This window comes from Gryllotalpicola ginsengisoli DSM 22003, assembly GCF_000419445.1.
GTDB lineage: Bacteria > Actinomycetota > Actinomycetes > Actinomycetales > Microbacteriaceae > Gryllotalpicola > Gryllotalpicola ginsengisoli.
In genome coordinates this window covers 901,939-926,861 of the sequence record NZ_AULK01000001.1, presented here as the reverse complement: position 1 = coordinate 926,861, position 24,923 = coordinate 901,939, and the positions used below count along the sequence as shown (strand labels likewise).

The 24,923-nt window shown below is 72.0% G+C and carries 27 protein-coding genes and 1 tRNA gene; 15 read left to right on the top strand and 13 right to left on the bottom strand.

All coding sequences use genetic code 11. The annotated features are described in order from the left end of the window. From H563_RS0104540 to H563_RS14955, 5 genes are all read right to left on the bottom strand, one after another. A partial coding sequence (locus H563_RS0104540; protein WP_027479092.1) for a DUF222 domain-containing protein occupies positions 1–748 on the bottom strand: 748 nt, incomplete at its 3' end. A gap of 251 nt (positions 749–999) precedes the next feature. Next, on the bottom strand, positions 1,000–1,581 hold the full coding sequence (locus H563_RS0104535; protein ID WP_022881419.1) for a GNAT family N-acetyltransferase: 582 nt from the start codon (positions 1,579–1,581) through the stop codon (positions 1,000–1,002). Positions 1,582–1,629: 48 nt separating this feature from the next. Next, complete coding sequence (locus H563_RS18270) at positions 1,630–2,421, bottom strand: GNAT family N-acetyltransferase (protein ID WP_022881418.1); 792 nt, start codon at positions 2,419–2,421, stop codon at positions 1,630–1,632. Further along, positions 2,418–3,803: an MFS transporter gene (locus tag H563_RS18265; protein WP_022881417.1), complete on the bottom strand. Its 1,386-nt coding sequence runs from the start codon at positions 3,801–3,803 to the stop codon at positions 2,418–2,420. The genes H563_RS18270 and H563_RS18265 overlap by 4 nt, the downstream gene beginning before the upstream one ends. 9 nt (positions 3,804–3,812) lie before the next feature. Then, positions 3,813–4,643 carry a class I SAM-dependent methyltransferase gene (locus tag H563_RS14955; RefSeq protein WP_022881416.1) on the bottom strand — a complete coding sequence of 277 codons (831 nt, stop codon included), beginning with the start codon at positions 4,641–4,643 and terminating at the stop codon, positions 3,813–3,815. A gap of 100 nt (positions 4,644–4,743) precedes the next feature. On the opposite strand from H563_RS14955, the gene H563_RS0104515 reads away from it, so the two are divergent. Further along, complete coding sequence (locus H563_RS0104515; RefSeq protein WP_033209295.1) at positions 4,744–5,814, top strand: 3-deoxy-7-phosphoheptulonate synthase; 1,071 nt, start codon at positions 4,744–4,746, stop codon at positions 5,812–5,814. 96 nt (positions 5,815–5,910) lie between these two features. On the opposite strand, the gene H563_RS0104510 is transcribed toward H563_RS0104515, so the two are convergent. After that, a complete protein-coding gene (locus H563_RS0104510; protein WP_022881414.1) occupies positions 5,911–6,408 on the bottom strand; it encodes a MarR family winged helix-turn-helix transcriptional regulator in 498 nt (165 codons plus the stop codon). Between the two features lie 70 nt (positions 6,409–6,478). Here H563_RS0104510 and H563_RS0104505 point away from each other — a divergent pair. Both H563_RS0104505 and H563_RS0104500 read left to right on the top strand, forming a co-directional pair. Further along, positions 6,479–6,550 (top strand) — tRNA-Gln (locus tag H563_RS0104505). A 59-nt stretch (positions 6,551–6,609) separates the two neighbouring features. Continuing rightward, positions 6,610–7,134, top strand: coding sequence for a universal stress protein (locus H563_RS0104500; RefSeq protein ID WP_022881413.1), 525 nt, complete (start codon positions 6,610–6,612; stop codon positions 7,132–7,134). Between the two features lie 25 nt (positions 7,135–7,159). Here the strand turns inward: H563_RS0104500 and H563_RS17225 are convergent, their stop codons facing one another. After that, positions 7,160–7,861 (bottom strand): DUF2306 domain-containing protein, encoded by a 702-nt coding sequence (locus H563_RS17225; RefSeq protein ID WP_022881412.1) that lies wholly within the window; start codon positions 7,859–7,861, stop codon positions 7,160–7,162. Between the two features lie 69 nt (positions 7,862–7,930). Here H563_RS17225 and H563_RS0104490 point away from each other — a divergent pair, with 69 nt between their 5' ends. Both H563_RS0104490 and mtnN read left to right on the top strand, forming a co-directional pair. Then, positions 7,931–8,401 carry an S-ribosylhomocysteine lyase gene (locus H563_RS0104490; protein ID WP_022881411.1) on the top strand — a complete coding sequence of 157 codons (471 nt, stop codon included), beginning with the start codon at positions 7,931–7,933 and terminating at the stop codon, positions 8,399–8,401. Next, positions 8,398–9,108: a 5'-methylthioadenosine/S-adenosylhomocysteine nucleosidase gene (mtnN, locus tag H563_RS0104485; RefSeq protein ID WP_022881410.1), complete on the top strand. Its 711-nt coding sequence runs from the start codon at positions 8,398–8,400 to the stop codon at positions 9,106–9,108. Before H563_RS0104490 ends, mtnN begins: the two co-directional genes overlap by 4 nt. A gap of 25 nt (positions 9,109–9,133) precedes the next feature. Here mtnN and H563_RS14945 read toward each other — a convergent pair whose 3' ends face one another. Continuing rightward, the gene (locus H563_RS14945; protein WP_022881409.1) at positions 9,134–9,715 is read right to left on the bottom strand and encodes a type 1 glutamine amidotransferase domain-containing protein; all 582 of its coding nucleotides are present in this window, start codon (positions 9,713–9,715) and stop codon (positions 9,134–9,136) included. 118 nt (positions 9,716–9,833) lie between these two features. Here H563_RS14945 and glmU point away from each other — a divergent pair, with 118 nt between their 5' ends. Genes glmU through H563_RS0104460 form a run of 4 tightly spaced genes read left to right on the top strand, consistent with a single transcriptional unit; the run spans position 9,834 to position 14,892 of the window. Beyond that, a complete protein-coding gene (gene glmU / locus H563_RS0104475) occupies positions 9,834–11,276 on the top strand; it encodes a bifunctional UDP-N-acetylglucosamine diphosphorylase/glucosamine-1-phosphate N-acetyltransferase GlmU (RefSeq protein WP_022881408.1) in 1,443 nt (480 codons plus the stop codon). A gap of 13 nt (positions 11,277–11,289) precedes the next feature. Beyond that, positions 11,290–12,267: a ribose-phosphate diphosphokinase gene (locus H563_RS0104470; RefSeq protein ID WP_022881407.1), complete on the top strand. Its 978-nt coding sequence runs from the start codon at positions 11,290–11,292 to the stop codon at positions 12,265–12,267. Then, positions 12,254–13,642, top strand: a complete 1,389-nt coding sequence (locus H563_RS18260) for a methyltransferase domain-containing protein (protein WP_022881406.1) — start codon at positions 12,254–12,256, stop codon at positions 13,640–13,642. Before H563_RS0104470 ends, H563_RS18260 begins: the two co-directional genes overlap by 14 nt. After that, positions 13,639–14,892, top strand: coding sequence for a chloride channel protein (locus tag H563_RS0104460; protein WP_022881405.1), 1,254 nt, complete (start codon positions 13,639–13,641; stop codon positions 14,890–14,892). Before H563_RS18260 ends, H563_RS0104460 begins: the two co-directional genes overlap by 4 nt. Positions 14,893–15,063: 171 nt before the next feature. On the opposite strand, the gene gndA is transcribed toward H563_RS0104460, so the two are convergent. Continuing rightward, a complete protein-coding gene (gndA, locus tag H563_RS0104455) occupies positions 15,064–16,527 on the bottom strand; it encodes an NADP-dependent phosphogluconate dehydrogenase (RefSeq protein WP_022881404.1) in 1,464 nt (487 codons plus the stop codon). A gap of 58 nt (positions 16,528–16,585) precedes the next feature. On the opposite strand from gndA, the gene H563_RS14940 reads away from it, so the two are divergent. Then, positions 16,586–17,146 (top strand): gluconokinase, encoded by a 561-nt coding sequence (locus tag H563_RS14940; protein ID WP_022881403.1) that lies wholly within the window; start codon positions 16,586–16,588, stop codon positions 17,144–17,146. Positions 17,147–17,149: 3 nt separating this feature from the next. Here the strand turns inward: H563_RS14940 and H563_RS0104445 are convergent, their stop codons facing one another. Further along, a complete protein-coding gene (locus H563_RS0104445; RefSeq protein ID WP_022881402.1) occupies positions 17,150–17,743 on the bottom strand; it encodes a TetR/AcrR family transcriptional regulator in 594 nt (197 codons plus the stop codon). 126 nt (positions 17,744–17,869) lie between these two features. Here H563_RS0104445 and H563_RS0104440 point away from each other — a divergent pair, with 126 nt between their 5' ends. The 3 genes from H563_RS0104440 to H563_RS14930 all read left to right on the top strand — a co-directional run bounded on the left by H563_RS0104440 (position 17,870) and on the right by H563_RS14930 (position 20,818). Further along, entirely contained in the window at positions 17,870–18,460 is a 591-nt protein-coding gene (locus H563_RS0104440) for a DUF6230 family protein (protein ID WP_022881401.1), read from the top strand. A gap of 6 nt (positions 18,461–18,466) precedes the next feature. Then, entirely contained in the window at positions 18,467–19,819 is a 1,353-nt protein-coding gene (locus tag H563_RS18175; protein ID WP_022881400.1) for a DUF6114 domain-containing protein, read from the top strand. 156 nt (positions 19,820–19,975) lie between these two features. Further along, a complete protein-coding gene (locus H563_RS14930; protein ID WP_022881399.1) occupies positions 19,976–20,818 on the top strand; it encodes a serine protein kinase RIO in 843 nt (280 codons plus the stop codon). A 106-nt stretch (positions 20,819–20,924) separates the two neighbouring features. Here the strand turns inward: H563_RS14930 and H563_RS14925 are convergent, their stop codons facing one another. Next, a complete protein-coding gene (locus H563_RS14925) occupies positions 20,925–21,173 on the bottom strand; it encodes an SHOCT domain-containing protein (protein ID WP_022881398.1) in 249 nt (82 codons plus the stop codon). A gap of 143 nt (positions 21,174–21,316) precedes the next feature. Between H563_RS14925 and H563_RS14920 the strand changes: the two genes are divergently transcribed. After that, positions 21,317–22,180, top strand: a complete 864-nt coding sequence (locus H563_RS14920) for an alpha/beta hydrolase family esterase (protein WP_022881397.1) — start codon at positions 21,317–21,319, stop codon at positions 22,178–22,180. Here the strand turns inward: H563_RS14920 and H563_RS0104410 are convergent. Continuing rightward, the gene (locus H563_RS0104410; RefSeq protein WP_022881396.1) at positions 22,156–22,806 is read right to left on the bottom strand and encodes a response regulator transcription factor; all 651 of its coding nucleotides are present in this window, start codon (positions 22,804–22,806) and stop codon (positions 22,156–22,158) included. The genes H563_RS14920 and H563_RS0104410 overlap by 25 nt on opposite strands. Beyond that, positions 22,803–24,008, bottom strand: a complete 1,206-nt coding sequence (locus H563_RS14915) for a sensor histidine kinase (protein ID WP_022881395.1) — start codon at positions 24,006–24,008, stop codon at positions 22,803–22,805. The genes H563_RS0104410 and H563_RS14915 overlap by 4 nt, the downstream gene beginning before the upstream one ends. Before the next feature lie 251 nt (positions 24,009–24,259). Here H563_RS14915 and H563_RS0104400 point away from each other — a divergent pair, with 251 nt between their 5' ends. Beyond that, a complete protein-coding gene (locus H563_RS0104400) occupies positions 24,260–24,883 on the top strand; it encodes a 50S ribosomal protein L25/general stress protein Ctc (protein WP_022881394.1) in 624 nt (207 codons plus the stop codon). Positions 24,884–24,923 lie beyond the last annotated feature (40 nt).

Genomic DNA, 24,923 nt, shown 5'->3' with positions numbered 1-24,923 from the left:
TCCAGAACCTCTGGTCGGATTCCGGGTCCAGGAGCAGGTCGTAGCGGATCATCCCGTCCGCGCGTTCGGCGCGTTTCAACGACCTCGCCTCGAACCGGGCCTGCGCGTCACGTTCGGCGGTGCGGGCGTCCAGGCTCGCGCGGATGCGGCGGGCGGCGCGGGCGAGCTCCTCGGCCCGCCACCCCGATTCCCACGCTGCGTGGATCAGCTCGAGCACGGCGTCCCGCCACAGCGGGGCATGCTGCGGACCGGGTGGGGTGCCGAGGGCGGTGACGAGCGCGTCGCCGTCCGCGGCCGACAGCCAGCCGTTGCGCACCGCGACCCCCACCGGCGCGTCCCACGAGCCGGGCAGCCCCGCCAGGTACTCCACGGGCCGCTCGCGCGGTTCCGCGTCCGCATCCGGTGCGGCGGGGGCGACGTGCTGCGCGGTCTCCAACAACCCGCCGACCCGCACGAGTCTCGCCGCCTCACCCCGGCTGGTGCCGGTGACCTGCTGCACCAACTCCGCCCCACTGCGTAACCCCGAAGCTTGGGCGAGCCCGTCCTTGCCCAGCTCCCGGGCCGAACGGCGGTCGATCTCCGCCGCGCGCACCGCGATCGCGGCCGACAGGCGGGCCTGCACCCCGGATAGGGCGCGCACCTGCGCGGTCAGCTCGATGCCGGACAGGCCGGCCACTTCGCCGGCATCGGCCAGCACGGCGGCCACCTGGTCGTCCAGGTTCCGCAGCGCCTCCAGCATCGAACTCATGCCACACACTCTAAAAGCACCCACCGACATCCGAGACCCCGAACATCGAAGATGTGTACAACCCCGCGCAACCCCAGTCGAGTGTGCAAAATGACGTCAGCAGCCGCCTCGGACGACGCCGACCCAGCCGCCCCAGCCGCCCCAGCCGCCCCAGCCAGCCCAGCCGACACTGCCGACGCGTTGGCGCACAGCGCCGCCGCAGGGCCCCGCCCTCACCACCGCCACGCGCCGCCCCGCGTCACGACGACGCCTCAGGACCCGAAGAACTCCTCCGCCAGAATCCCCATCAGGATCTCGTCGTGGAAGGCTCCGTCGTGGAACACCACGTCGCGCCGTCGCCCCTCGACCACGAAGCCGGCCTTCTCGTACGCGCGCACCGCCCGGCTGTTGTACGCCCACGTGCTCAGCCCGATGCGGTTCAGCCCGAGTTCCCGGAACCCGTACCCGACCATCAGCCGCGCCGCCTCGGGGCCGTACCCCTGTGAGGCGAACTGCGGACCGAGCATGATGGCGAAGGTCGCCGCGCGCGCCGGCATCCGTGCGCCCCAGAGCGAGGTGTGCCCGATCAGCTGCTGCGTCGCGACCAGCTCGATGCTGAAGCCGGCTCCCGAGCCGTCCTTGCTGCCGCTCCACGTGCGGATCTGCTCGATCACGTCGGCCTGCGGCAGCGGCTGCACCCGCACCTGCTGCAGCACGCCCCACTCGGGCCGGTTGTACCAGTCGGCGAGCACCGGCAGGTCGTCCTCACGCGTCGCGCGCAGCCGCACCCGGTCGCCCACCAACAACTCTTCCCCGTAGCGGTATGCGTCGTCGCTGCCCGTCCACTGCGCCATGCGTCCGACCTTATCTGCGCCGATGCGCGCCGACGCAAGGCGGATCCCCTACCGGCACACGGCCACCGGCAGCGGCCGCTCCTTCCCGATCAGATACCGGTACCTCTCCACCTCGGTGAACCCGAAGCCCGAATACAGCGCGAGCGCCGCCTCATTGCGGGCGAGCACCTGCAGCCACGCATCCGTCACGCCGTGCGCCGCGCCCGCCGCCAACGCGCCCGCGACCACCTGCCGCGCCAGCCCGCGCCGACGGAACCGCGGCAGCGTCGCCACGCAGTACAGGCCGCCCCACGAGCCGACGAGCGCCACGCGCGCCACCGCCGCGACGACGCCGTCGACCGGCAGCGCGGCGTACAGCGCGGGCACCCCGGTCAGGATCGCCCGCGCCACCTCCCGCTCCGCAGGCCCGCCGCGGCCGTCCACGGCCCACCACGCATCGAGCCACTCCTCGGACGGCGTTCGGGTGACAGAGACGGATGCCGCGGCCGCCGGCTCCTCGCGCACCGGCGCCGCCATCACCACCGTCTCGTCGACCAGCGCGTACCCGCGACCGATCAGCCGCCGAGCCGCCGCCTCGTCGGCGCCGGTCAGCTGGAACACCGGGGGCAGGCCGCGCGCGCGGTAGGCCGCCTCGACCTCGGCGATGCCGCCGGCCGAGGCATCCGTCGCACCCGCGACTGCGCCCGAACCAGCACCCGCCCCGGCCTCGCCCGCCCACCACGCCGAGTTCGCCCGCTTGGTCACGCCGTGCGAGAACCGCGCCCGCCATCCGCCGACCTCGGCCCGCTCGAGGGCCGGCCACCCGGCGTCGGCGAGGGCCGCGTACGAGGGCCCGGTCACACCGCCTCCCTGAGCCGCTTCGCAGGCCGTGACGCGGCGACGGCCAATCCGACCGTGACCGCGGCGAGCACCGCCGTGACCCCGAAGCCGAGTGCGAGCAGCGCGGCGGGGGCCGCGCCGTCCGAGACGCCGAGCGAGTAGATGCCGCCGGTCAGCAGACCGCCGACCGCGACCGAGGCCGTCTCGGCGAATGCCGCCGCCGTCGCCACAGGGGTGACGTGGGCCGGGTCGAGCTCGTCGAAGTTGGCCGACGACTGCACGGGGTAGGCGAGGCCCATGCCGACGCCGATCAGCGCCGCCGCGCCGACCGCGACGCCGACGGCCACCGCGCCGGCGCCCCAGACCAGCACCGCGCCGAACGCGACCACGCCCACGAGGGTCAGCGCGGCGCCGATCGGCGCGCGCCCGAAGTGCCCCTGTGCCCGCCGCGCGGGCAGCAGTCCGAGCAGCGACCACGCCGTCGCCGCGACGCCGACCGTCGCCCCGCCGATCAGCACCGTGGAGTGCAGCGCGTCGATGATCGCCAGCGAGAAGACCGCGTCGGCCGAGGTGTACACGACGCACAGGCCGAAGAACGCGCCGAGCGTGACGAGCCGTCGCCGGTCCTCCGCCGCCCGGGCGAGCAGCACGATCGACAGGGCGACGGCCGCGGCGAACGCGACCACGTAGGCGACCAGCGCGGCGACCCCGTGCGCCGACGACGCCCAGGAGGCGACGCCGATCGAGGCGACCACGCCGAGCCCGATCCACGGGCTCACCCGCCGCTGCCCCGCCTGCTGCGGGATCACCGCCGAGTTCAGCGCGATCGCGATCCGCGCTGCGATCACGAGCACCGCGGGCCACACCATCGCCCAGCGCCATCCGACCGAGCCGGCGATCGCCGCGTTCACCGGCGGCCCGACGATCGACGGCACCAGCCACATGAAGGCGAACAGCCCGAACACCCGCGGCCGCAGCGCGTCCTCGTACAGCGAGGCGAGCGCCGAGTAGCCGAACCCGGCGACGACGCCCGCGCTCAGGCCGCGGATGACGCTGCCGACGAGGATCCACACCATCGCCGGCGCGAGCGCCGAGAGCGCGGCGCCGGCCGCGAACATGACCGTCGCGATGCCGAGCGCGCGGTTCAACCCCAGCCGCAGCAGCACGCCCGGCCCGAGCGCGAGCATGAAGACGCTGGCGAGCGTCGCGGCGGCGAGCGTCGCGCCGTACAGCTTCGAACCGTCGAGATCGGATGCCGCGAGCGGCAGCACCGTCGAATACGCGATGCCCTGCACCGCGGCGCCGAACTCGGCCAGCATCAGCGCCATCAGCAGCCGGCCGCGCCGGCCGGCGAAGACGGCACGCAGGCCCGGCGCATCCGTCGTCAGCTGCGGCCCCTCCACACGGCGAGCCTAGGCGCTACGTCTGACGCCACCGTCCCCGCGCCCCTGGCCCGGTTCCGAGCGGCGGCCGCGCGCGAGCTCGTCGAGCGTCGGCACCTCGCGGGTCTGGTCGAACATGTGCGACAGCTCGTCGACGTCGTCCGGCGCGAGCACCGGCGCCTCGGCCTCCTCGGGCTGCGCGGTGTCATACGAGACTTCGGCGTCGGCCGGCACGGCTACCGGCTTCGACCAGCGCAGGCGGTAGCGGCCGAGCAGGCCGCGGCGCAACTGCGCGCCGGGCAGCAGCTCGGCGACGGCGGCATGGACCTCGGCGAAGGTCTGCGTCGTCGCCGGGGCGTCCTCGGTCACGAACTCCGGCCGGTACATGCCGCGCCAGGAATAGAAGAGGCGCAGCCCCTCGGCCAAGGGCTCTGCGGCGGCGGCCCAGGCGGTGTCGAAGGGGGTGGCGGGGCGGGCGGTGCCGACCACGAGCAGCGAGCCGCCCGGCTTGAGCAGTTCCCGGGCGCGGAGCAGCGCCGGTCGTAGCGGCAGCTCCTGCAGCGTCGAGACCATCGTGATGACGTCGTAGCTCGACGGCTCGAGCCCCCACTCCGATGAGAACTCCGACACCTCCACCGCAGCCCCCGGCACGAACTGCAGCGTCTTGCGGGCCTGCCCGACGGCCACCGGATCCCGGTCGATTCCCACAACGGCATGCGACACCTCGGCCAGCCGGGCGACCAGCGTGCCGTCGCCGCACCCGACGTCGAGCACATCGCCGGCGTGCTCCGCGGCGATGCGGACGATCCAGGCGTGGTAGGCGGCGTCGCGGTTCCAGACGCCGCGCTCGTCGTGGGGCATGACCCCCATAGTGGGCACCCGGAGCACTGCGGCGGGCGAGACACGCCGCGCCCGGACGAATGCCTCCTGCGTGATAATCTCGGGCCGGAATCGAGGACCCATGAGCACCAAGGATCTGAACGTGGCCGCCTTCGAGGTGCTGCCCACTCCGCGAGAACTTCAGGCCGAGCTGCCCGTCAGCGCCGCCGCGGCCGCCGGCATCGCCGCCCACCGGGCCGCCATCGACGCGATCATGCAGGAGCAGGACGACCGCCTGCTCGTCGTCGTCGGCCCCTGCTCGGTGCACGACCCGGAGGCCGCCCTCGACTACGCGCGCCGCCTCGCCCCCGTCGCCGAGCGCCTCAAAGACGACATCCTCGTCGTCATGCGCGTCTACTTCGAGAAGCCGCGCTCGACCGGCGGGTGGAAGGGCCTGATCAACGACCCGCACCTGAACGGCACGCACGACATCTCGACGGGCCTCAGGGTCGCCCGCCGGCTGCTGCTCGACATCGTGGAGCTGGGCCTGCCCGTCGGCTGCGAGTTCCTCGAACCGGTCAGCCCCAACTACATCGCCGACCTCGTCAGCTGGGGCGCGATCGGCGCCCGCACCACCGAGAGCCAGATCCACCGCCAGATGGCCTCGGGCCTCGGCATGCCGATCGGCTTCAAGAACGCCACCGACGGCGACGTGCAGGTCGCGATCGACGGATGCACCGTCGCATCCCAGCAGCACACCTTCTTCGGCATCGACGAGGACGGCCGCGCCGCCATCGTCAACACCCGCGGCAACGACGCCGGGCACATCATCCTGCGCGGCGGCCGGTTCGGCCCGAACTACGGCACGAACAACGTCATCCACGCCGCCCGCCTGCTCGCCCGCGCCGGGTTCAGCCCGCGCATCATCGTCGACGCCAGCCACGCCAACAGCGGCAAGAGCCACATCCGCCAACTCGAGGTCGCGCACGAGCTGGCCGCGCAGATCGCCGACGGCGAGCCGATCGCGGGCGTCATGATCGAGAGCTTCATCGAGCCGGGCAGACAAGACCTGACGGATGCCGGGCTCGACGGCCTCACCTACGGGCAGTCCATCACCGACGCGTGCATCGGATGGGCCGACACCGAGGCGCTCCTCGACGACCTGGCCCGCGCCGCCCGGCGCGCGGCACGCTTGGAGCCGATCGACGTATAGGCCGTCGCGGTTCGTCACCGATCGCACGATTCGTCACCGACGCCGCCATGCTGCAGGGTGACAGATCCTGCGATCGGTGACGGATCGTGCGACGTCTTACGACTCGTCGAAGCCGACCGTGAGCTTGCGCAGCAGGGTTCCGAGCCGGGACTGATCGGCGACCGACAGCGAGCGCAGGATCTCGGCCTCGGCATCCACCAGCCGCGTGATGGCCGCGTCGACATGAGTGAGCCCCTGCCGGGTCATCCGCACCAGGATTCCGCGCCCGTCCGCCGGATCCTGCAGCCGCTCGACGAATCCGCGCTCGACGAGCCGGTCGATGCGGTTCGTCATCGTGCCGCTGGACACCAGCGTCTGCTGCAGCAGCGCCTTGGGGGAGAGCTGGTACGGAGCGCCGGCCCGGCGCAGCGCCGCGAGCACGTCGAACTCCCATGACTGCAGGCTCGAGCGGGTGAACGCCGCCTTGCGCGCGTTGTCGAGATGCCGCGAGAGCCGATCGACCCGCGAGAGCACCAGCAGCGGTGCGAAATCGAGGTCGGGGCGCTCGCGCACCCATGCCTCGACGATGCGGTCGACCTCGTCCTCTGCCGGCATGGGGTCATGCTATCCAGCGCCACGCCTCTGGCAGACTTGAGGGGCGCCGCGAGCGAGCGGCCCGGCGCGATCCGCGATGGTGTAACGGCAGCACGACGGCCTTTGGAGCCGTTAAGTCCTGGTTCGAATCCAGGTCGCGGAGCACCCGCACCCGCACCCGCACCCGCACCGCGTTACGCTCGCCGTAGCGAAGGAGCTCGGATGTCTGATCAGCCAGCGCATGGCTCGTGTCTCGTCGTCGGCGTCGTCACGGGCAGGGAGCATCAGCCGGATCACGTCGTGCAGGAGGCGGCCCTGCTGGCCCGGAAGCTCGGCGACGGGCTCGTGATCGCGACGGTCGATCCGGCCAGGTACGAGGTGCGCCGCAATCCGGACGGGTCCGTCGTGGCGTTCGACATCGACCCCGACCTCGGCGAGGAGGTGCGCGAAGAGTTCGACGCGTCAGCGGCGGATCACCTCGCGTCGCTGGTCGAGCCGACGGGCGTCCCTTACTCGTTGCGCGCACTCGCCGGCGAGCCGGCCACCGAACTCGCCGCACTCGCCGACGAAGTGGATGCGGATGCGATCGTCGTCGGCACCCGCAAGCCCGGCCTCCGCACCGGCGCCTACGAGTTCTTCAACGGCTCGGTGGCGGTCCACCTCGCGCACCGCCAGCACCGCCCCGTGATCGTCATCCCGCTCGACCCGGTCGCTCCGGGCGAGAAGCTGCCGTGGCACGAGCGCTGAGGCTCGAGCAGCACTGACGGATGCCTCACCGCCGCACCCGCACCGCCAGGCGGCCAGTGCCGCGCAGCCGCCGGGCGATGAGGATGCCGACGACGAGGTTCGGCACCCAGCCCAGCCATCCGAGCGTCGGGTAGAGCAGCTCGAACGTGCCGGTGCCGAACACCAGCAGCAGGCCGACCCACACCCGCAGCACGACCGCCGCGAAGGTCAGGGAGAAGTTCACCGTCATCCAGAACCGGTGCGCCGTCACCGAGCGGCGCACGGCCATCGCGTGCGCGGCGGCGACGAGCGTCACGACCCAGGTGGCGCCGAGGGTGAGGAATCCGCTCGTGACCATGACGCGCCCGCCCGGCAGCGTGCCGGCGTAAGCATGGAAGGCGACGACGATGCCGAACGCGGCCGAGATCGCCACCGAGCCGGTGTACGTCCATCCGATCACGCGGTGCGCACGCAGCCGCCGGTCCGCGGCCGCCGTCACGATGTTGACGGCCCCCGCGACGAGCGCCACCGAGCCGAAGAAGATGTGCACCGTCAGCGCTGCGTCCTCGGCGCTGAACGTCGCCGCCTGCTGCGAGAAGTAGTACCGGGCGACGACGGGGAAGAGAGGAATGACGACGAGGTGCACACCCCCGAACACGACCGCGACGAGGATGCTGGGCGCGAGGATGAGCGCGCCGGCGAGGGTCGCAGCGCGACGGCCTTTCTCGACTCGGGTGTCGAGTACCACGAGCGGAAGCTAGCACCGCTCCCACGGCGCGCAAAGACCCCGATGACATCGGTCTGGAAGAATCGACGCATGACCGATCAGCCCCGCATGAACGTCGAGTCCTTCAACCTCGATCACCGCACCGTCAAGGCTCCCTACGTGCGCCTCGCCGACCGCAAGCAGCTGCCGCACGGCGACGTCATCGTCAAGTACGACGTGCGCTTCACCCAGCCCAACTCCGGCCACCTCGACATGAAGACCGTGCACTCGGTCGAGCACCTCTTCGCCGAGAAGAGCCGCAATCACAGCTCGCAGGTCGTCGACTTCTCGCCGATGGGCTGCCAGACCGGCTTCTACCTGATCCTGCAGGGCGAGCCCTCCTATGAGGAGGTGCTCGATCTGATCGAGAAGACCCTGACCGACATCACCACCGCCGACGAGGTGCCCGCGGCCAACGAGGTGCAGTGCGGCTGGGGCGCCAATCACTCGCTCGAGGGCGCGCAGCAGGCCGCCGCCGGTTTCCTCGCCAAGCGCGACGAGTGGGCCCAGGTCACGGCGTGACCGACGCGCCCGCGCCGCGCGCCGCGATCCTCGTCGCGATGGAGGAGGAGGCGCAGCCCTTCCTCGACCGCGCCGAGCATCACGGCGAGACCTTCGCCCGCGAGCGGGGCCACGGCATGCGGCGCGACCTGGTCATCGACGGAATCCCCGTCGCGCTGATCCGCAGCGGCATCGGCTTCGCCAATGCGACGGCGGCCGCCGCGTACGCGTTCTACACCTTCGGCGCATCCGTGCCCCTGATCAGCGCCGGCACGGCGGGCGGGCTCGCCTCGGGCATCCGGGTGGGGCACGTGGTCGTGGGCGAGCGGTACGTGAACATGAACGCGGATGCCACGGCCTTCGGCTACTCGCTCGGCCAGGTTCCGGGCATGCCCGAGCACTACGCGGGCGACGAGGAACTGACCGCCCGGGCGATCGCCGCACCGCACGGCGACGACGTCGGCACGGGCGTGGTCGGATCGAGCGAGGTGTTCGTGACGGAGAAGCGTGCGCTGAAGTTCCGCGAGGACTTCCCCGACGTGGTCGCCGTCGACATGGAATCGGCCGCGATCGCGCAGTTCGCGCACACGCACGGGCAGGCGTTCGTGTCGGTGCGGGCGATCAGCGACCTGTGCGCGCCCGACGGCACGGAGTTCCTGACGCACGTCGACGGCGCCGCCGAGCGCTCGGCCGACGTGGTGGTCGGGTTGCTCCGAGCGCTCGGCTGACGCCGCCGAGAGGGCCGCAGGCGGGCTATCCGCTCACCGGCTGCGCGCTGCCCTGACCCACGAGCTCGCGCGCGATCGCCGGCACGAACTCGGACAGGTCGTCGGGGAAGCGCGAGGTGATCAGCGTCCAGCCGTCGGAGTCGTCGCGCACGAGCGGCGCGTCGACCCAGTCGCCGCCGGCGTTCTTGACGTCGGTCGACAGCGACTTGTACGAGGTCAGCCGCTTGCCGCGGGCGAGCCCGGTGTCGACCAGCAGCCACGGTGCGTGGCAGATCGCCGCGATGGGCTTGCCGGCCGCGGCGAACTCGGTCGCGATGCGGCGCGCATTCTCGTCGCCGCGCAGGGTGTCGGCGTTCAGCGTGCCGCCGGGCACCACCAGCACGTCGTACTGCGAGGTGTGCACATCGGCGAAGGTGGCGTCGGGCAGCACGTGCGGCCCCTCCGCGTCGTCCATGATCCGGGTGCGGATCTCCTCCGGGTTCGGCGCGGCGACGGTCACCTCCGCGCCGAGCTTCTGCAGCCCCTCGAGCGGCACCTGGAGCTCGTCGCGCTCGGTGCCGTAGTTGGTCGAGATGATGAGCACCTTCTTGCCGTTCAGTTCGGCCATGTCCAGCTCCTTTCCCTCGAACAGTCCTCGAACGGTTCCCCGGCCGGGCCTCGAACAGCCCCGGCCGATCGGGGCCCATCGGAAAGTGTGCCCAGCCGGAGATGGAATGATTGCCTGCGTGACCGACTCCCGCCTCGCCATCGTCGTCCTCGCAGCCGGTCAGGGCACGCGCATGAGGTCCGCGACGCCGAAGGTGCTGCACGAGCTCGCCGGGCTGCCGCTCATCGGCCACGTGTTGCACACGGCGCAGGCGCTCGACGCGGCGCACCTGCTCGTCGTGGTGCGGCACGAGCGCGACCGCGTCGCCGCCGCCGCGACCGAGCTCGCGCCGACCGCCGTGATCGTCGACCAGGACGAGATCCCCGGCACCGGCCGCGCCGTCGAGCAGGCCGTCGCCGCCATCCCCGCCGGCTTCGACGGCGACCTGCTCGTGCTCTCCGGCGACGTGCCGCTGCTCGACGCCGACACCCTCGCCCGGCTGCTCGAGGCGCACCGCGCGTCCGCCGCGGCCGGCACCCTGCTCTCCACGACCGTTCCCGACCCGACCGGCTACGGGCGCGTGGTCCGCGACGCCGAGGGGGCGCTGCAGCGCATCGTCGAGCACCAGGACGCGAGCGAGGCCGAGCGCGCCATCGACGAGATCAACTCGGGCGTCTACGTGTTCGGCGTGAATGCGCTGCGCGACCAGCTCGCGAGCCTGACCGTCGCGAACGCGCAGGGCGAGAAGTACCTCACCGACGTGATCGGCGCGCTGCGCGAGGCGGGCATGGACGTCTCGGCCGTGCCCACCCCCGACAGCTGGAAGCTCGAGGGCGTCAACGACCGCGCCCAGCTCTCCGCCGCCGCAGCCCGGCTCAACGCGCTGATCGTGCGCGGATGGCAGCTGGCGGGGGTGACGATCCAGGATCCCGAGACCACCTGGATCGACCTGCAGGTGCGGCTCGAGCCCGACGTCACGATCCTGCCCGGCACCCAGCTCAAGGGCGCCACCGTGGTCGCCGAGGGCGCGACCGTCGGCCCCGACTCGACGCTCACCGACACCGAGGTGGGCAGGGGGGCGACGGTGACGAGAACGGATGCCACCCTGGCGGTCATCGGAGACGGAGCATCCGTCGGCCCGTTCGCGTACCTCAGGCCCGGCGCGGAACTCGGCCCGGACGGCAAGATCGGCACCTTCGTCGAGGTGAAGAACGGGCGCATCGGCGCGGGCGCCAAGGTGCCGCACCTCAGCTACATCGGCGACGCCGAGATCGGTGCGGGGGCCAACATCGGCGCCGGCGGCATCACCGCCAACTACGACGGGGTGGACAAGCACCGCACCGTGATCGGGGCGGCGGTCAAGACCGGCGCGCACAACGTGTTCGTCGCGCCGGTTAGGATTGGGGACGGAGCCTACACGGGCGCAGGCACGACGATCCGCAAGGATGTGCCGGCGGGTGCGCTCGCGATCGACGTGGCTCCGCAGCGGAACCTGGACGGCTGGGTGCACACCCATCGACCCGGGAGCGCGGCCGATCTGGCTGCGCAACAGGCGATCGGTTCTGAGCACGCTCAGGACTAGGAGGGCAGAGTCGGTGTCGGGAATCAAGGCGACAGGTCAACGGCGGCTCGTGCTCGTGTCAGGGCGGGCGCACCCCGGACTCGCCGAAGACGTCGCCCGCGAGCTCGAGATCGAGCTGCTGCCCACCGATATCCGCACCTTCGCCGGCAGCGAGGTGTACACCCGCTTCGAGGAGAGCGTGCGCGGCGCCGACATCTTCGTCATCCAGTCGCACACCCGCCCCATCAACGAGTGGCTCATGGAGCAGCTCATCATGGTCGACGCGGCCAAGCGCGCCAGCGCCAAGCGCATCACCGTCGTCGCCCCCTACTACCCCTACGCCCGGCAGGATAAGAAGGGCCGCGGCCGCGAGCCCATCTCGGCCCGCCTCGTCGCCGACATGTTCAAGGTGGCCGGCGCCGACCGCATCATGTCGGTCGACCTCCACGCCGCGCAGATCCAGGGCTTCTTCGACGGCCCGGTCGACCACCTGTTCGCGATGCCGGTGCTCCTGCAGCACTTCCAGAGGTCGCTCGACCCCGAGACGCTCACCGTCGTCTCGCCCGACATGGGCCGGGTCAAGGTGGCGGATGCCTGGAGCGACAAGCTCGGCGCGCCGCTCGCGATCATCCACAAGCGCCGCGACCCGAAGGTGCACAACGACGTCTCGGTGCACGAGATCGTCGGCGACGTGCGCGGCCGGGTCTGCCTGCTCGTCGACGACATGATCGACTCGGGCCGCACCATCGTGAAGGCCGCCGAGGCTCTGAAGGACAGCGGCGCGACGGGCGTCGTCGTCGCCGCGACGCACGCCGTGTTCAGCGACCCGGCGGTGGAGATCCTGCAGAGCGAGTTCATCGACGAGGTCGTCGTCACCGACACGCTGCCGCTGCCGCCCGAGAAGCGCTGGGACCGCCTGACCGTCCTCTCGATCGCCCCGCTGCTCGCCCGCGCCATCCACGAGGTGTTCGAGGACGGCTCGGTCACCTCGATGTTCGATGGAGCCGCGTAGGTCTCGCGCGCTTTCCTGCGCCTACTTCGACGCCGGCGCCTGCCGGTCCTGCACGCTGCTCGACGTCCCCTACGACGACCAGCTGGCCGGCAAGCAGGCCCGCGCCCGCGAGCTGCTCGACCCGTTCGGAGACATCGCGTGGCTGCCGCCCGTCGCGAGCGCGGTGGGCGGGTTCCGCACGAAGGCCAAGATGGTCGTGGCCGGCACGACGGATGCCCCGACCCTCGGCATCCTCGACCACGATGGCCGCGGCGTCGATCTGGAAGGCTGCCCCATCGTCGCTCCTGCGATCACGGCGGTGCTGCCCGACCTCGCCGCGTTCATCACGCTCGCCCGGATCGTGCCCTACGACGTGCCGGCCCGCCGCGGCGAGCTCAAGCACCTGATCGTCACGGCCTCGTCGCGCGCCGAGCTCATGGTGCGCTTCGTGCTGCGCTCGACGGAGTCGCTGCCCCGGCTGCGCAAACACCTGCCGGCGCTCCTCGAGCGCGTGCCGCAGGCCGTCGTCGTCACGGCGAACCTGCTGCCGGAACACAAGGCCGTGCTCGAGGGGGAGGAGGAGATCGTCCTCACCGAGCGCAGCACCCTCGAGCTCCCCACGGGAGATGTGACGCTCGAGCTGCTGCCGAAGAGCTTCGTGCAGACCAACGAGGGCATCGCCGCGCAGCTCTACCGCACCGGCGCCGCCTGGGCCGCCGAGTCCGCCCCGCGCACGGTCTGGGACCTCTACTGCGGCGTCGGCGGCTTCGCCCTCCACGTCGCCGCCCTGCTGGCTGAGGAGGCCGCGCAGTCCTCTCCTTCGTCGGCTGAGGAGGCCGCGCAGCGGCCGTCTCGAAGCCCCCGCCCCCACCTCACCGGCGTCGAGCTCAGCCCCGACGCCGTCGAGAGCGCCCGGCGCGCAGCATCCGTCGCCGGCGTCGACGCCGAGTTCATCGCGGCCGACGCCACCGCCTGGGCGCGCGAAGCCGGCCCACGCTGGTCGACTCACGGCGAAGCCGGCCCACGCTGGTCGACTCACGGCGAAGCCGGCCCACGCTGGTCGACTCACGGCGAAGCCGGCTCGCGCTGGTCGACTCACGGCGAAGCCGGCTCACGCCGGTCGACTCACGGCGAAGCCGTGAATGGAGACCGAGCCCCCGATCTCGTGATCGTGAACCCGCCTCGCCGCGGCATCGGCCCCGAGCTCGCCGGCTGGCTCGAGTCGAGCGGGGTGCCGCGGGTGCTGTACTCGAGCTGCAACGCCGTCTCGCTCGCCCGCGACCTCGCCGCGATGCCGAGCCTGAGACCGGTGCGCGCGCAGCTGTTCGACATGTTCCCGCACACGACGCACTTCGAGACGCTGGTCCTGCTCGAGCGTGTAGCGTCGGGAACATGACCGCCCCCGCCAGACGGATCCTCCGCCTCGCGCTCGCGATCCTCGCCGTCGGCGTCGTCGTCGGCATCTCGTCGGGGCTGCTCAGCCTGCTGCTGCACGGCTTCGAGCAACTCGCCTTCGGCTACGTCGAAGACCACTCCACCCCGGGCGCCGAGGGGGCGCCGTGGTGGCGCCGGGGCGCCGCGGTGATCATCGGCGGCGTCATCGCCGCCGTCGCCTGGTGGCTGCTGCGCCGCGGACCGCGCGCCGTGCCGAGCGTCAAGGCCGCGGTCGACGGCGCCCGCATGCCCTGGTGGCAGACAATCGTGCACGCGGTGCTGCAGATCCTGATCGTCGGCACGGGGGCGCCGGTCGGCCGCGAGGTCGCCCCGCGCGAGCTCGGTGCCCTGGTCGGCGGATGGTTCACCTCCGCCTTCCGCATCGACGGCCGCGAGCGGGCCGTGATCGTCGCCGCCGGAGCCGGGGCGGGCCTGGCCGGCGTGTACAACATCCCGCTCGCAGGCGCCCTGTTCGCCGTCGAGATCCTGCTCGCCGAGCTCACCCTCGAGACCGCCGCCGTCGCCCTCGGCGTGTGCGCCGTCGCAGCGCTCGTCGCGAGCGTCGTCGAGGGCTACGAGCCCTTCTACGTGATCCATGGCGCGACGTCCTCCTGGTCGCTCGCGGTCTTCGCCGCGATCTTCGGACCGCTGTTCGGATTCCTCGGCTACTGGTTCTCGCACTGGGGAGCCTGGGCCGAGCGCCGCCGCGCAAAGGGCGCCACGATCCTGTGGCTGCTGCCCGCGGCATCCGTGCTGACGGCGGTCGTCGCGATCTGGCTGCCCGAGGTGATGGGCAACGGCCGCGCGGTCGCGCAGGCGGGCTTCAACACGGCCGACTACACGATGATCGGATGGCTCGTCGCCGCGTTCCTCGCCAAGGGCGTCGTCACCCTGGTGACCATCCGCAGCGGCGCCGCCGGGGGAGTGCTCACCCCGGCGATCGCGCTCGGCTCGTCGTCGGGGGCCGCCATCGGGGCGCTCTGGGTGCTGCTGTGGCCCGGCTCGTCGGTCACCGCGTTCGCGGTGGTGGGCGCCGCGGCCCTGCTCGCATCCAGCCAGAAGTCGCCCTTCACCGCGATCGCGATCGTGTTCGAGCTGACGCACGCCTCGCTCGAGTTCCTCGCGCCGCTCGGGGTCGCCGTCGGCGGGGCGATCCTGATCCGCCGCCTCCTCGACACCCGAGCCGACCGCATCCGGCAGCTGGACCTGTAGTCCTCCGTTTTCATCCGCCGATTCGTCGATAAGTGCGCCCCGCCCCGGGCCGACGCGCACTTTTCGACGAATCGCCGCCGGCACCCCATGCGATTCGTCGAAAAGCGACGGCGAGGGCGCCTTGACGAGCCGTTTGCGACGAATCGACGGGCGTCCGACCGCCGCCCGAGCCTAGTGCCAGCTGGGCTCGGTCTCGATCTCCGACCGGTCGCCCGACCACAGGGTGTGGAAGGTGCCCTCCTTGTCGACCCGCTTGTAGGTGTGCGCGCCGAAGAAGTCGCGCTGCGCCTGCACCAGCGAGGCCGGCAGGCGCTTCGCCCGCAGCCCGTCGTAGTACGCCAGCGACGACGAGAACGCCGGCGACGGGATGCCCGCCTCCGCCGCCGACACCACGATGCGCCGCCACGCGCCCTGCGCGCCCGCCACCGCGTCGCGGAAGTACGGCGCGAGCACGAGGGCCACCAGGTCCGGGTCCTGCTCGTACGCCTCGGTGATCCGCGAGAGGAAGCGCGCCCGGATGATGCATCCGGCCCGCCAGATCTTCGCGATCTCGCCCTTCTTGATGTCCCAGCCGAACTGCCGTGCCCCCGCGATGATCTCGTCGAAGCCCTGCGAGTAGGCGATGATCTTCGACGCGTACAGCGCCTGCCGCACGTCCTCGATGAACGCGTCGGGGTCGCTCGGCTTCCAGTCCTCGCTGTCGGGGCCGGGCAGATCGGATGCCGCCTGCCGCTGCTCCGGCTTCGACGACAGCGACCTCGCGAACACGGCCTCGGCGATGCCCGACACGGGAACGCCCAGGTCGAGCGCGTTCTGCACCGTCCAGGCGCCGGTGCCCTTGGCTCCGGCCTGGTCGAGGATGACGTCGACGAGGGGCTGCCCGGTCGAGGCATCCGTCTGGCGCAGCACCTGCGCCGTGATCTCGATCAGGTACGACTCGAGGTCGCCCTTGTTCCACTCGTCGAACACGTCGGCGATCTCGGCCGGCGTCTTGCCCGTGCCGCGGCGGATCAGGTCGTACGCCTCGGCGATGAGCTGCATGTCGGCGTACTCGATGCCGTTGTGCACCATCTTGACGAAGTGGCCGGCCCCGTCGGTGCCGACGTGGGTGACGCAGGGCGCGCCGTCGTCGGCGCGGGCGGCGATCGACTCGAGGATCGGGCCGAGGGTCTCGTAGGCCTCGTCCGAGCCGCCGGGCATGATCGACGGGCCGTTGAGCGCGCCCTCCTCGCCGCCGGAGATGCCGGTGCCGACGAAGTGGATGCCCGTCTCGCGGATCGCCTGCTCGCGGCGGATCGTGTCGTGGAAGTTGGCGTTGCCGCCGTCGACGATGATGTCGCCCGGCTCGAACACCTTGGTGAGCTCGTCGATCACCGCGTCGGTGCCGCGGCCGGCCTGCACCATGATGATCGCGGTGCGCGGGGTGGACAGCGACGCGGCGAACTCCTCGTAGCTCTTCGCCGGGATGAAGCCCGCCTCGGGATGCTCGGTGATGAGCGCCTCGGTGCGCTCCCAGGTGCGGTTGAAGACCGCCACCGTGTTGCCCTCGCGGCTGGCGAGGTTGCGGGCCAGGTTGGAACCCATCACCGCGAGGCCGACGACGCCGATGTTCGCTTTCTGCGACTGCTCTGTCATTCCTTCACCCTAGGGCGACGGATGCGCTCACGTCAGGTGCGTGGGGGAGGATGGGGCCATGAGCACCGCCAGCCCCGAGTTCTTCCCGCCCATCGTGCTGATGGGGGTCAGCGGCTCGGGCAAGAGCACGATCGGAGACCTGCTCGCCGAGCGGTCGGGGCGCATCTACATCGACGGCGACGACCTGCACCCGGAGTCCAACCGCGAGAAGCTGCGCGCCGGCATCCCGCTCACCGACGCGGACCGCGAGCCGTGGCTGCACAGCATCGGCCGGCGTCTCGCGGTGGGCGACGGGGTGATCATGGCGTGCTCCGCGCTCAAGCGCTCCTACCGGGACCTCCTGCGGTCCTATGCGAAAAATGCGTATTTTGCGCACCTCGACGGAAGCAGGGAGCTGCTGCTGCAGCGCCTCGGCTCACGGCACCACGAGTTCATGCCGGCGAGCCTGCTCGACTCGCAGCTGGCGACGCTCGAGCGGCTCCAGCCCGACGAGTTCGGGGGAGTGTTCGACATCGCGAAGACCCCGGAGGAGATCGTGACGGCGATCGGGGCCGCGCTCGCCGCGGGGCAGCCGGTCGACATCCAGGCGCCGGCGCCCGGCGACATCATCTGCGAGTGAACATCATCTGCGGGTGATCCGCACCACTTCATGCGCGCTGCGCTCGAGGAAGTCGACGAGCTCCTCCGGCGGCAGCTCGGCGTTCATCGCCCCGTCCACGAGCGCCTGCTCGGCGAGGGCGACCCACGCGCGCAGCGCCACGCGCAGCCGCGGTGTCGGCTCGGTGCCGAGGTCGGCGAACACGGCGAGGACGCGCTCGGTCTGCGCACTGCGCACCTCCTCGACGATCTGGCGCACGTTCTCGTCGCCGGCCGCGGCGCCGCGCACCAGCGAGTAGAAGGTGAGCCGGTGCTCGCGGGCGAACGAGACGAACCGCTCGAGGGTGTCGTGCAGCCGTTCCACCGGCGGCAGTTCGAGCCGCGGCTCGGTGGCGCGCATCAGGCTGTCCCGCGCCGTTCCCACGATCTGATGGTGCAGGCCCGTCTTCGAGCCGAAGTAGTAGAACAGCAGCCCCCGGGAGACGCCCGCCTCCGCGGCGAGGAACTCGATCGTGATCGCCTCGAGCGGCCGATCGGCCAGCGCGTTCACCCCGAGCGTGACGAGTTGCCGGCGCCGCTCGTCGGGGCTCAGCCGCGTGCGGCGGTCGGGGGAGGGCATGCCTCGAGCATATCCAGCGACACTCCGGGGCACCGGACTATTTGACTGACAGTCAGTAGCGTATGTAACCTCTTCGGGGAGTGACGACGACGTCACCCTTCCACGTTCTCAAGGGGGAGAAGATCAATGAAGCTCAGCAAGATGACCCGGTCGCGCGGAGGGCGCATCGCCCTCGCCGGCATCCCGGTGGGCATCGTCGCAGCGGTGCTGATGGGCGGGGTCGCCCAGGGTGCGGTCCCCGTGTCGTTCTCGATCTCGGGCACGTCGTTCACGATGGCCGGCACCGAGCTCGACGGCACCTCGTTCTCGCAGTACGGCGGCATCGCCAAGATGAAGGACGGCAAGGAGACCCCCGTCGCGATCGCGAACATCGGGCACGCCACCATCGCGAACCTCTGCCAGGCCGTGCAGACCGACTCTCCGCTGGGCAAGGTCGGCATCGTGATCACCGCCGGCCAGGACAAGCCGGTCGAGGCGACCGATCTGCAGATCGGCATGACCGACCTGCAGGGCAACGCGGTGTTCAAGAACGTGCGCATCGGCACGGATGCCGCGTCCGTGGTGACCGATGCGAAGGGCTCCGCCGGTGACTTCGCCCAGGATTCCGACGGCATCACGCTGACCGACTTCAAGCAGGTCGCCTACAGCACGACGGCGGCCACGCTGGCGCTGACCGGCATGCACATGAAGGTGGTCACCGACGGCAGCGGCTGCTGACCGATCGTGAACGCCCGTCGCTCGCGCGCTGAAGCGCGCCCGCAGACCAGGCGGTCCGGCTTCGCCGCCTGGCGTCGCGAGCGCCCGTTCTGGGGCGCCGTGCTGGTCGCACTGAGCGGCATCGAGCTGTTCTTCTCCGGCCAGCTCGACATCGGCAAGATCCACATCCAGCTGGGCCTCGAGGGTCTGCAGGCGTTCATCATCCCGATGGTGATCGTGCTGCTGGGCGTGCTGATCGCCCTCATGCCGGTGCACCGCATCTTCTACGGCGTGATCGCTCTCGCCCTGGCGCTGTACTCCCTGATCGGCGTGAACCTGGGCGGATTCATCATCGGCATGCTCCTCGGCGCCATCGGCGGCGTGCTCGCCGTGTCGTGGATGCCGCCGCAGCGCGAGCCCGAGCCCATGACCGCGACCGAGTCCGAGCCCGAGTCCGAGTCCGAGTCCGGTCAGGAGCGCTCCGACCCGCGCCCCGGGCAGCACCTCTACGACGAAGACGCCGAGCACCACGCCCAGCCCGTCATCCCCCCGTCGCTGCGCCGGCGCTCGGGCGTCCTGGCGGCCGTCGCGGCCGTCACGCTGGCTCTGGTCGGCACTGCGCCGCAGGCGGCCCGGGCCGCCGAGCCCGCGCATCCGTCTGCCGCTCAGGCCGGCTGCGTGCTGCTCATCTTCTGCTCGGGCGACGACTCGAGCAGCAGCCCGACGCCGAGCGCCAGCTCCACCCCGAGCCCGAGCGCCTCGTCCTCCTCCGACCCGACTTCCACCGCCGATCCGAGCGGCGGCGGCCTGATCACGACCGACCCCGACGGCGACACGACCGTGCAGGCGCCGGATTCCGACCGCGACTCGGCGCCCGACGACGGGCAGGAGCCGGTGACGAAGGCCGACGACTCGTCGCCCGCAGACGACACCCCGCTGGTCAGTCTCGGCGCCGACAACTCGCACGGCATCTTCACCCTGCCGTCCGCCGACGTGACGGCGAGCACGGCGCAGATCGGCGGCATCAGCAACGCGGGCATCGTCACCGTGCCGCTCGCCGACGGCACGCGCGCGACGGCGATCCGCGTCGAATGCTCGTCCGTGAAGATGGACGGCTTCGAGCTGAGCACGCTGAACCGCGGTGCCGGCGTGCAGCTCGACACCGACATGGTCATGAACGGGCACGTCGTGCTGTGGATCAACCGCGTCGGCACGAAGTGGGGCGACGGCGAGGGGCTCGAGCAGAGCCTGAAGGCGAATCCGCTCACCCTGCACCAGCTGCTCACCCTGTTCGGCCAGGGCAAGACGGTGATCGGGCTGCTCGGGGCTCAGGCCGACACGCTCACCTACACCCAGTTCCACGAGCAGGTGCACGGCTGAGCCGCGCACCTGCTAGCCTCGAGCCGATCCGCAGGCCTCCGACCCGGGAAGGGGTGATGACCATGACTGAGTTCTTCGGCGCCTCCATCACCCTCACTTCCCTCGAGGCCGCGCTCTAGTCGACCGCCGCGGCCTCCGCACTCATTGGAGACCGCAGTGTCCTACTTCGGCGACGACTTCGTCGTCCCCGCCTTCGCCGACGTCGAGCTCGGCGAAGGCCAGCGCTGGTCCACGTGGCCGGCCACCACCCCGACCGAGCGCGGCCCCGAGCCGCGGCCCGACTGGGTCGTCACCTCCGCCGGCGCCGTCGACACCGAGCTCGGCGTCGTCAAGTCCGGCAAGGAGGCCGAGCTGTACCTCATCGAGCGCGCGGTGCCCGGTGCGTCCGGCGAACGGCCGGGCGAGGCATCCGTGCTCGCCGCAAAGCGGTACCGCACCCCCGACAACAGCGACTTCCACCGCTCCTCGGCCTACACGGAAGGCCGCCGGGTGCGCCGCAGCCGCGACCGGCGCGCCATGGAGCGCAAGTCGAGCTACGGCCGCACCGTGGCGGCCGGTCAGTGGGCGGGCGCCGAGTTCGGTGCCCTGTGCTGGGCGTGGCAGCGCGGGCTGCCCGTGCCCTACCCGGTGCAGATCTCGCACACCGAGATCCTGATGGAGTTCATCGGCCGGGACGGGGTCGCGGCGCCCCGGCTCGCGAATGCGCCGCTCGAGCGCGACGAGCTGATCGGATGCTTCGACCAGGTCGTCGCGATCCTGCACGGTTTCGCTTCCGGTCAGTGCGCCCACGGCGACCTGTCGCCGTACAACCTGCTGGTGCACGACGGCCGGGTCGTGGTGATCGACCTGCCGCAGATCGTCGACGTGATCGGCAACCCGAACGGCTTCGAGCTGCTCGAGCGCGACGTGCGCAACGTGTGCACCTGGTTCGAGCGGCGCGGCGTGCCGAACGACCCCGACGCGCTGTTCGCCGAGCTGTGCGCCGATGCCTTCGGGTGACGGGACCCGCTGGTCTCCATTCGCCTGCGGCGAGTCGACCGACGGGTTCCGTCCGTTGGTCGACTCACGCGCAGCGTGAACGGAGACCCGCCGGCCCCGGGGAGACCTACGCCCGCGGCCCCGGCCGGTTCGCCCGCAGCACCTCGAGGCGCGCCCGGTACTCCTGCTCGTCGATGTCGCCGTTGGCGTACCGCTGCGCGAGCGTCTGCTCGGCCGAGGACGTCTGCGCCCCGTAGTGGTATCCCCACCAGGCGCGGCGCCGGCGGCCGAAGACGATCGCGAGCACGACGATGACGGCGATCCAGAACAGCGGGATGAACAGGAAGAAGGGCCAGAAGGCGGCGTGGTACATCATGAGCGTTCCTTTCTCGAACGGATGCCTCCAGCGTCGCCGCCGGACGGGCGCGGCGGATCCGCCGAAAGGAGTGATTCCCGCTACTCCGCCGGGACCAGGAGCCGAGAGCCCCGTAGGCTGTCGGCCGACGGGGGAGGGCGAGGATGCTCACGGAACGGATCGAGCTGCGATCAGGCGGCCGCATGCGCGCGGCGACCGCCGTACGGGCCGAGGAGAGCGCAGGCGGCGCCGTGTTCGTGGGCTTCCACGGCTCCGGCGGCACGGGCGAGCAGCTGCTCGGGGCGATGGCGGGTCAGCTCGACTTCTTCCTGCGGCACGGGGTGGCGGTCTTCCCCGACGCCTACGAGAAGCTGTGGAACGACTCCCGGCGGGGTTGGAACCCGCCGTCGCGCGCCGGCGGCGTCGACGACGTCGAGTTCACCCGGGCGCTCGCCCGCGAGGCGGCCGCGCGTTTCGGCGCCGACCCGGCGCGGCTCTACGTGTACGGGCACTCGAACGGCTCCTCGCTGGTCGTCCGGCTGCTGCACGAGGCTCCGGCCGAGCTCGCCGGCGCCGCGGTGATCGGCGCCGGGCTGCCCGTGCCGGACAACCTGCTCGCCGACGACCGCGGACCGGCGCCGGTGCCCGTCGCGATCCTGCACGGCACCCGCGACCGGCTGGTGCCGTACCGCGGCGGCCGCAACTCGATCTACGGCACCGGCTCCCGCGGCCGCACCGAGTCCATCCCCGAGACCGCCCGCTACTTCGCCGCCCGCAACGGGCTGCCCGTGACGCCCGCCGTCGACACCGTCGCCGGCGACGGGCGCATCGAGGTGGTGCGCACCGCGTACGGCCCGGGCACGGCGCATCCCGTGCACCTGTACACCTTCGCCGGCCTCGGCCACGTCATCCCCGGCGCGGGCCCGGGCAACCTGCTGCTCGGGCGCAACACCCGGGCGTTCCGCACCGTCGACGCGCTCGCCGAGGTGTGGGGCCTCGCCGCTCAGCCGACGAGCCCCGTCTCGTAGGCGGTGACCACGAGCTGCACCCGGTCGCGCGCGTCGAGCTTGGTCATGATCCGCGACACGTGCGTCTTCGCGGTCAGCGGGCTCAGGAACAGCTGCGCCCCGATCTCCTGATTGGTGAGGCCCCGGCCGACCAGGCGCAGCACCTCGCGCTCGCGCTCGGTGAGCGCGGCGAGCCGCGATTCGTCGATCGGATGCCTCCACCCGGCCGACACCCGATCGAGCAGCCGCTTCGTGACCCCGGGGGAGAGCAGCGCCTCGCCCGCCACGGCCACCCGCACGGCGCGGATCAGGTCGACCGGCTCGGTGTCCTTGACGAGGAAGCCCGCCGCGCCGGCCTTCAGCGCGCGGGCGACGTACTCGTCGAGCTCGAAGGTGGTCACGATGACGACGTGCACGGCCGCGAGCTCCGGGTCGGCGGCGATCCGCTCGGTCGCCCACAGGCCGTCGCCGTCGGGCATGCGGATGTCCATCAGCACGACGTCGGGCCGCTCCCGACGCACGACCTCGAGCACCTCGCGGCCGCTTCCCGCCTCGCCCACCACTTCGAGATCGGCTTCCGAGTCGATCAGGCTGCGGAAGCCGGCCCGGATGAGCGCCTGATCGTCGGCGACGACGACCCGGATCATCCCCGGCCCCCGATCGGCAGCCGCGCGAGGACCTCGAAGCCGCCCTCCGGCCGCGGGCCCGCCTCGAGCGCGCCGCCGAGCAGCTCGGCGCGCTCGCGCATGCCGAGCAGTCCGCGTCCGTCGACGGATGCCTGGGCCGCGCCCCCGACGCCGTCGTCGGTCACCCGCACCGCGAGCCGCCCATCCTCCTCGACGACCGCCACCTCCACGTGCCGCGCCCGCGCGTGCCGGCCGACGTTGGTCAGGGCCTCCTGCACGATGCGGTAGGCCGTCTGCTGCACGGGGAGCGGGATGCGCGAGGCATCCGTCACCTCGAGGCGCAGCGCGACGTCCGTGCCCGGCGTGCGCGCGCCCTCGGCCAGGGCGGGAAGGTGCGAGAGCTCGGGTTCGGGCGCGAGCGGCGCGTCGGCGCCGTCGCGCAGCACGCCGAGCACCTGGCGCACCTCGGCGAGCGCCGTCCTGCTCGAGTCCTTGATGCTGGCGAGCGCCTCGGCGGCCTTGCCGGGCTGCTGCTCGAAGAGGTGCAGCCCGACCGAGGCCTGCACGTTGATCTGGCTCAGCGAGTGGGCGAGCACGTCGTGCAGCTCGCGGGCGATGCGCACCCGCTCGGCCTGCGCCTGCTCGGCCTGCCGGGCGGCGGTCTCGCGCCGCCACTGCTCGCGGCGTTCGTGCCGCGAGCGCGCCGCCTCAGGGATCGCGAGCGAGGCGACCGACAGGATCGTCAGCGGCACGAGCCAGAACACCTCGAGCCGGTCGCCCGACAGCAGGGACGCCGCGGCGACCGCCAGCCAGTACGCGGTCACCCCGCCCCACGCCCATGGCCGGGCGCCGTGCAGCACGGCGATCGCGACCGCGAGGAACACCGAGAGGTAGAACGCGGCCCCGAGCCCCTGGGACGCCGAGAGTGTCACGCCGGCGATGGCGGCGGCGGAGACCGCGGCCGACAGCGGGCCCGGCCGGCGGCGGATGACGACCAGCACGGCCGGCCCCGCGAGCGCCAGCAGCACGAGGCCCGCCGCGACCCAGACCGAGACCGGCTGCGACGCGTTCAGGGGGCCGACGCCGGCGAACGACGAGCCGTGCCGCGCGCCCCAGCGGCCCGCGTGCAGGCCGATCGCGCCGAAGGTGCTGCCGAGCTGCACGAGCGCTGCGACGACGACCGGCACCCAGACGCGCACGGCTGATCGTCGCTGCTCCGGCATGCGCCCCAGCGTAGGAGTGCGAGGCGCCCGGCGGCATCCGCCCGCGGTGCGCAGACCGGCTACTCCCCAGGGAGTAGCGCCGCCGCGCTGATAGCATGGGCGGCGAACTTCGGCGAGGGACGCCCGGCTCGGGCATCCGTTATCGACGCGGTGGAGGTGGCTTCACGTCCTTTCCTCACGCTGTCCTGCGTTCGAGTTGAAAACCACATCAGACGTGGGCGCGAAGCCCACCGAATCTACGGAGCATTCACATGGCTGACGAACTCAAGCTGGTCGCGGAGGTCCGCGACTCCTTCGGCAAGGGCGCTGCGCGCAAGATCCGCGCCGCCAACAAGATCCCCGCCGTGGTCTACGGCCACGGCACCGAGCCGCGTCACGTCACCCTGCCGGGCCACGAGACGATGCTGCTCGTGCGCAAGGCGAACGCGGTCATCGAGCTCGACATCGCCGGCACCCCCGCGCTCGCGCTCGTGAAGGACGTGCAGCGCGACCCGGTGCGCCAGATCATCGAGCACGTCGACCTGATCGTCGTGCGCAAGGGCGAGAAGGTCACCGTCGACGTGCCGGTGCACGTCGAGGGCGAGCCGTTCGGCAGCGCCATCGCCGAGCTCGACCAGCAGACCCTGTCGGTCGAGGCCGAGGCCACCAACATCCCCGAGCGCCTGGTCGTCGACGTCGAGGGCAAGGAGGCCGGCACGCACATCACCGCCGGCGAGCTCGAGCTGCCCGCCGGGGTCAGCCTGCTCACCGACGCCGAGACCCTGGTCGTCGGCATCGTCGAGCCCGCCGCCCCGGCTGCGGAGGAGACGGAGGCCGCCGAAGGCGCCGCCGAGGCCGAGGCCGCCGAGGAGCCCGCGGAGGAGTCCGCCGAGTAGGTCCCCCGTTCGCTGAGGAGCGGCCGCAGGCCGCGTCCCC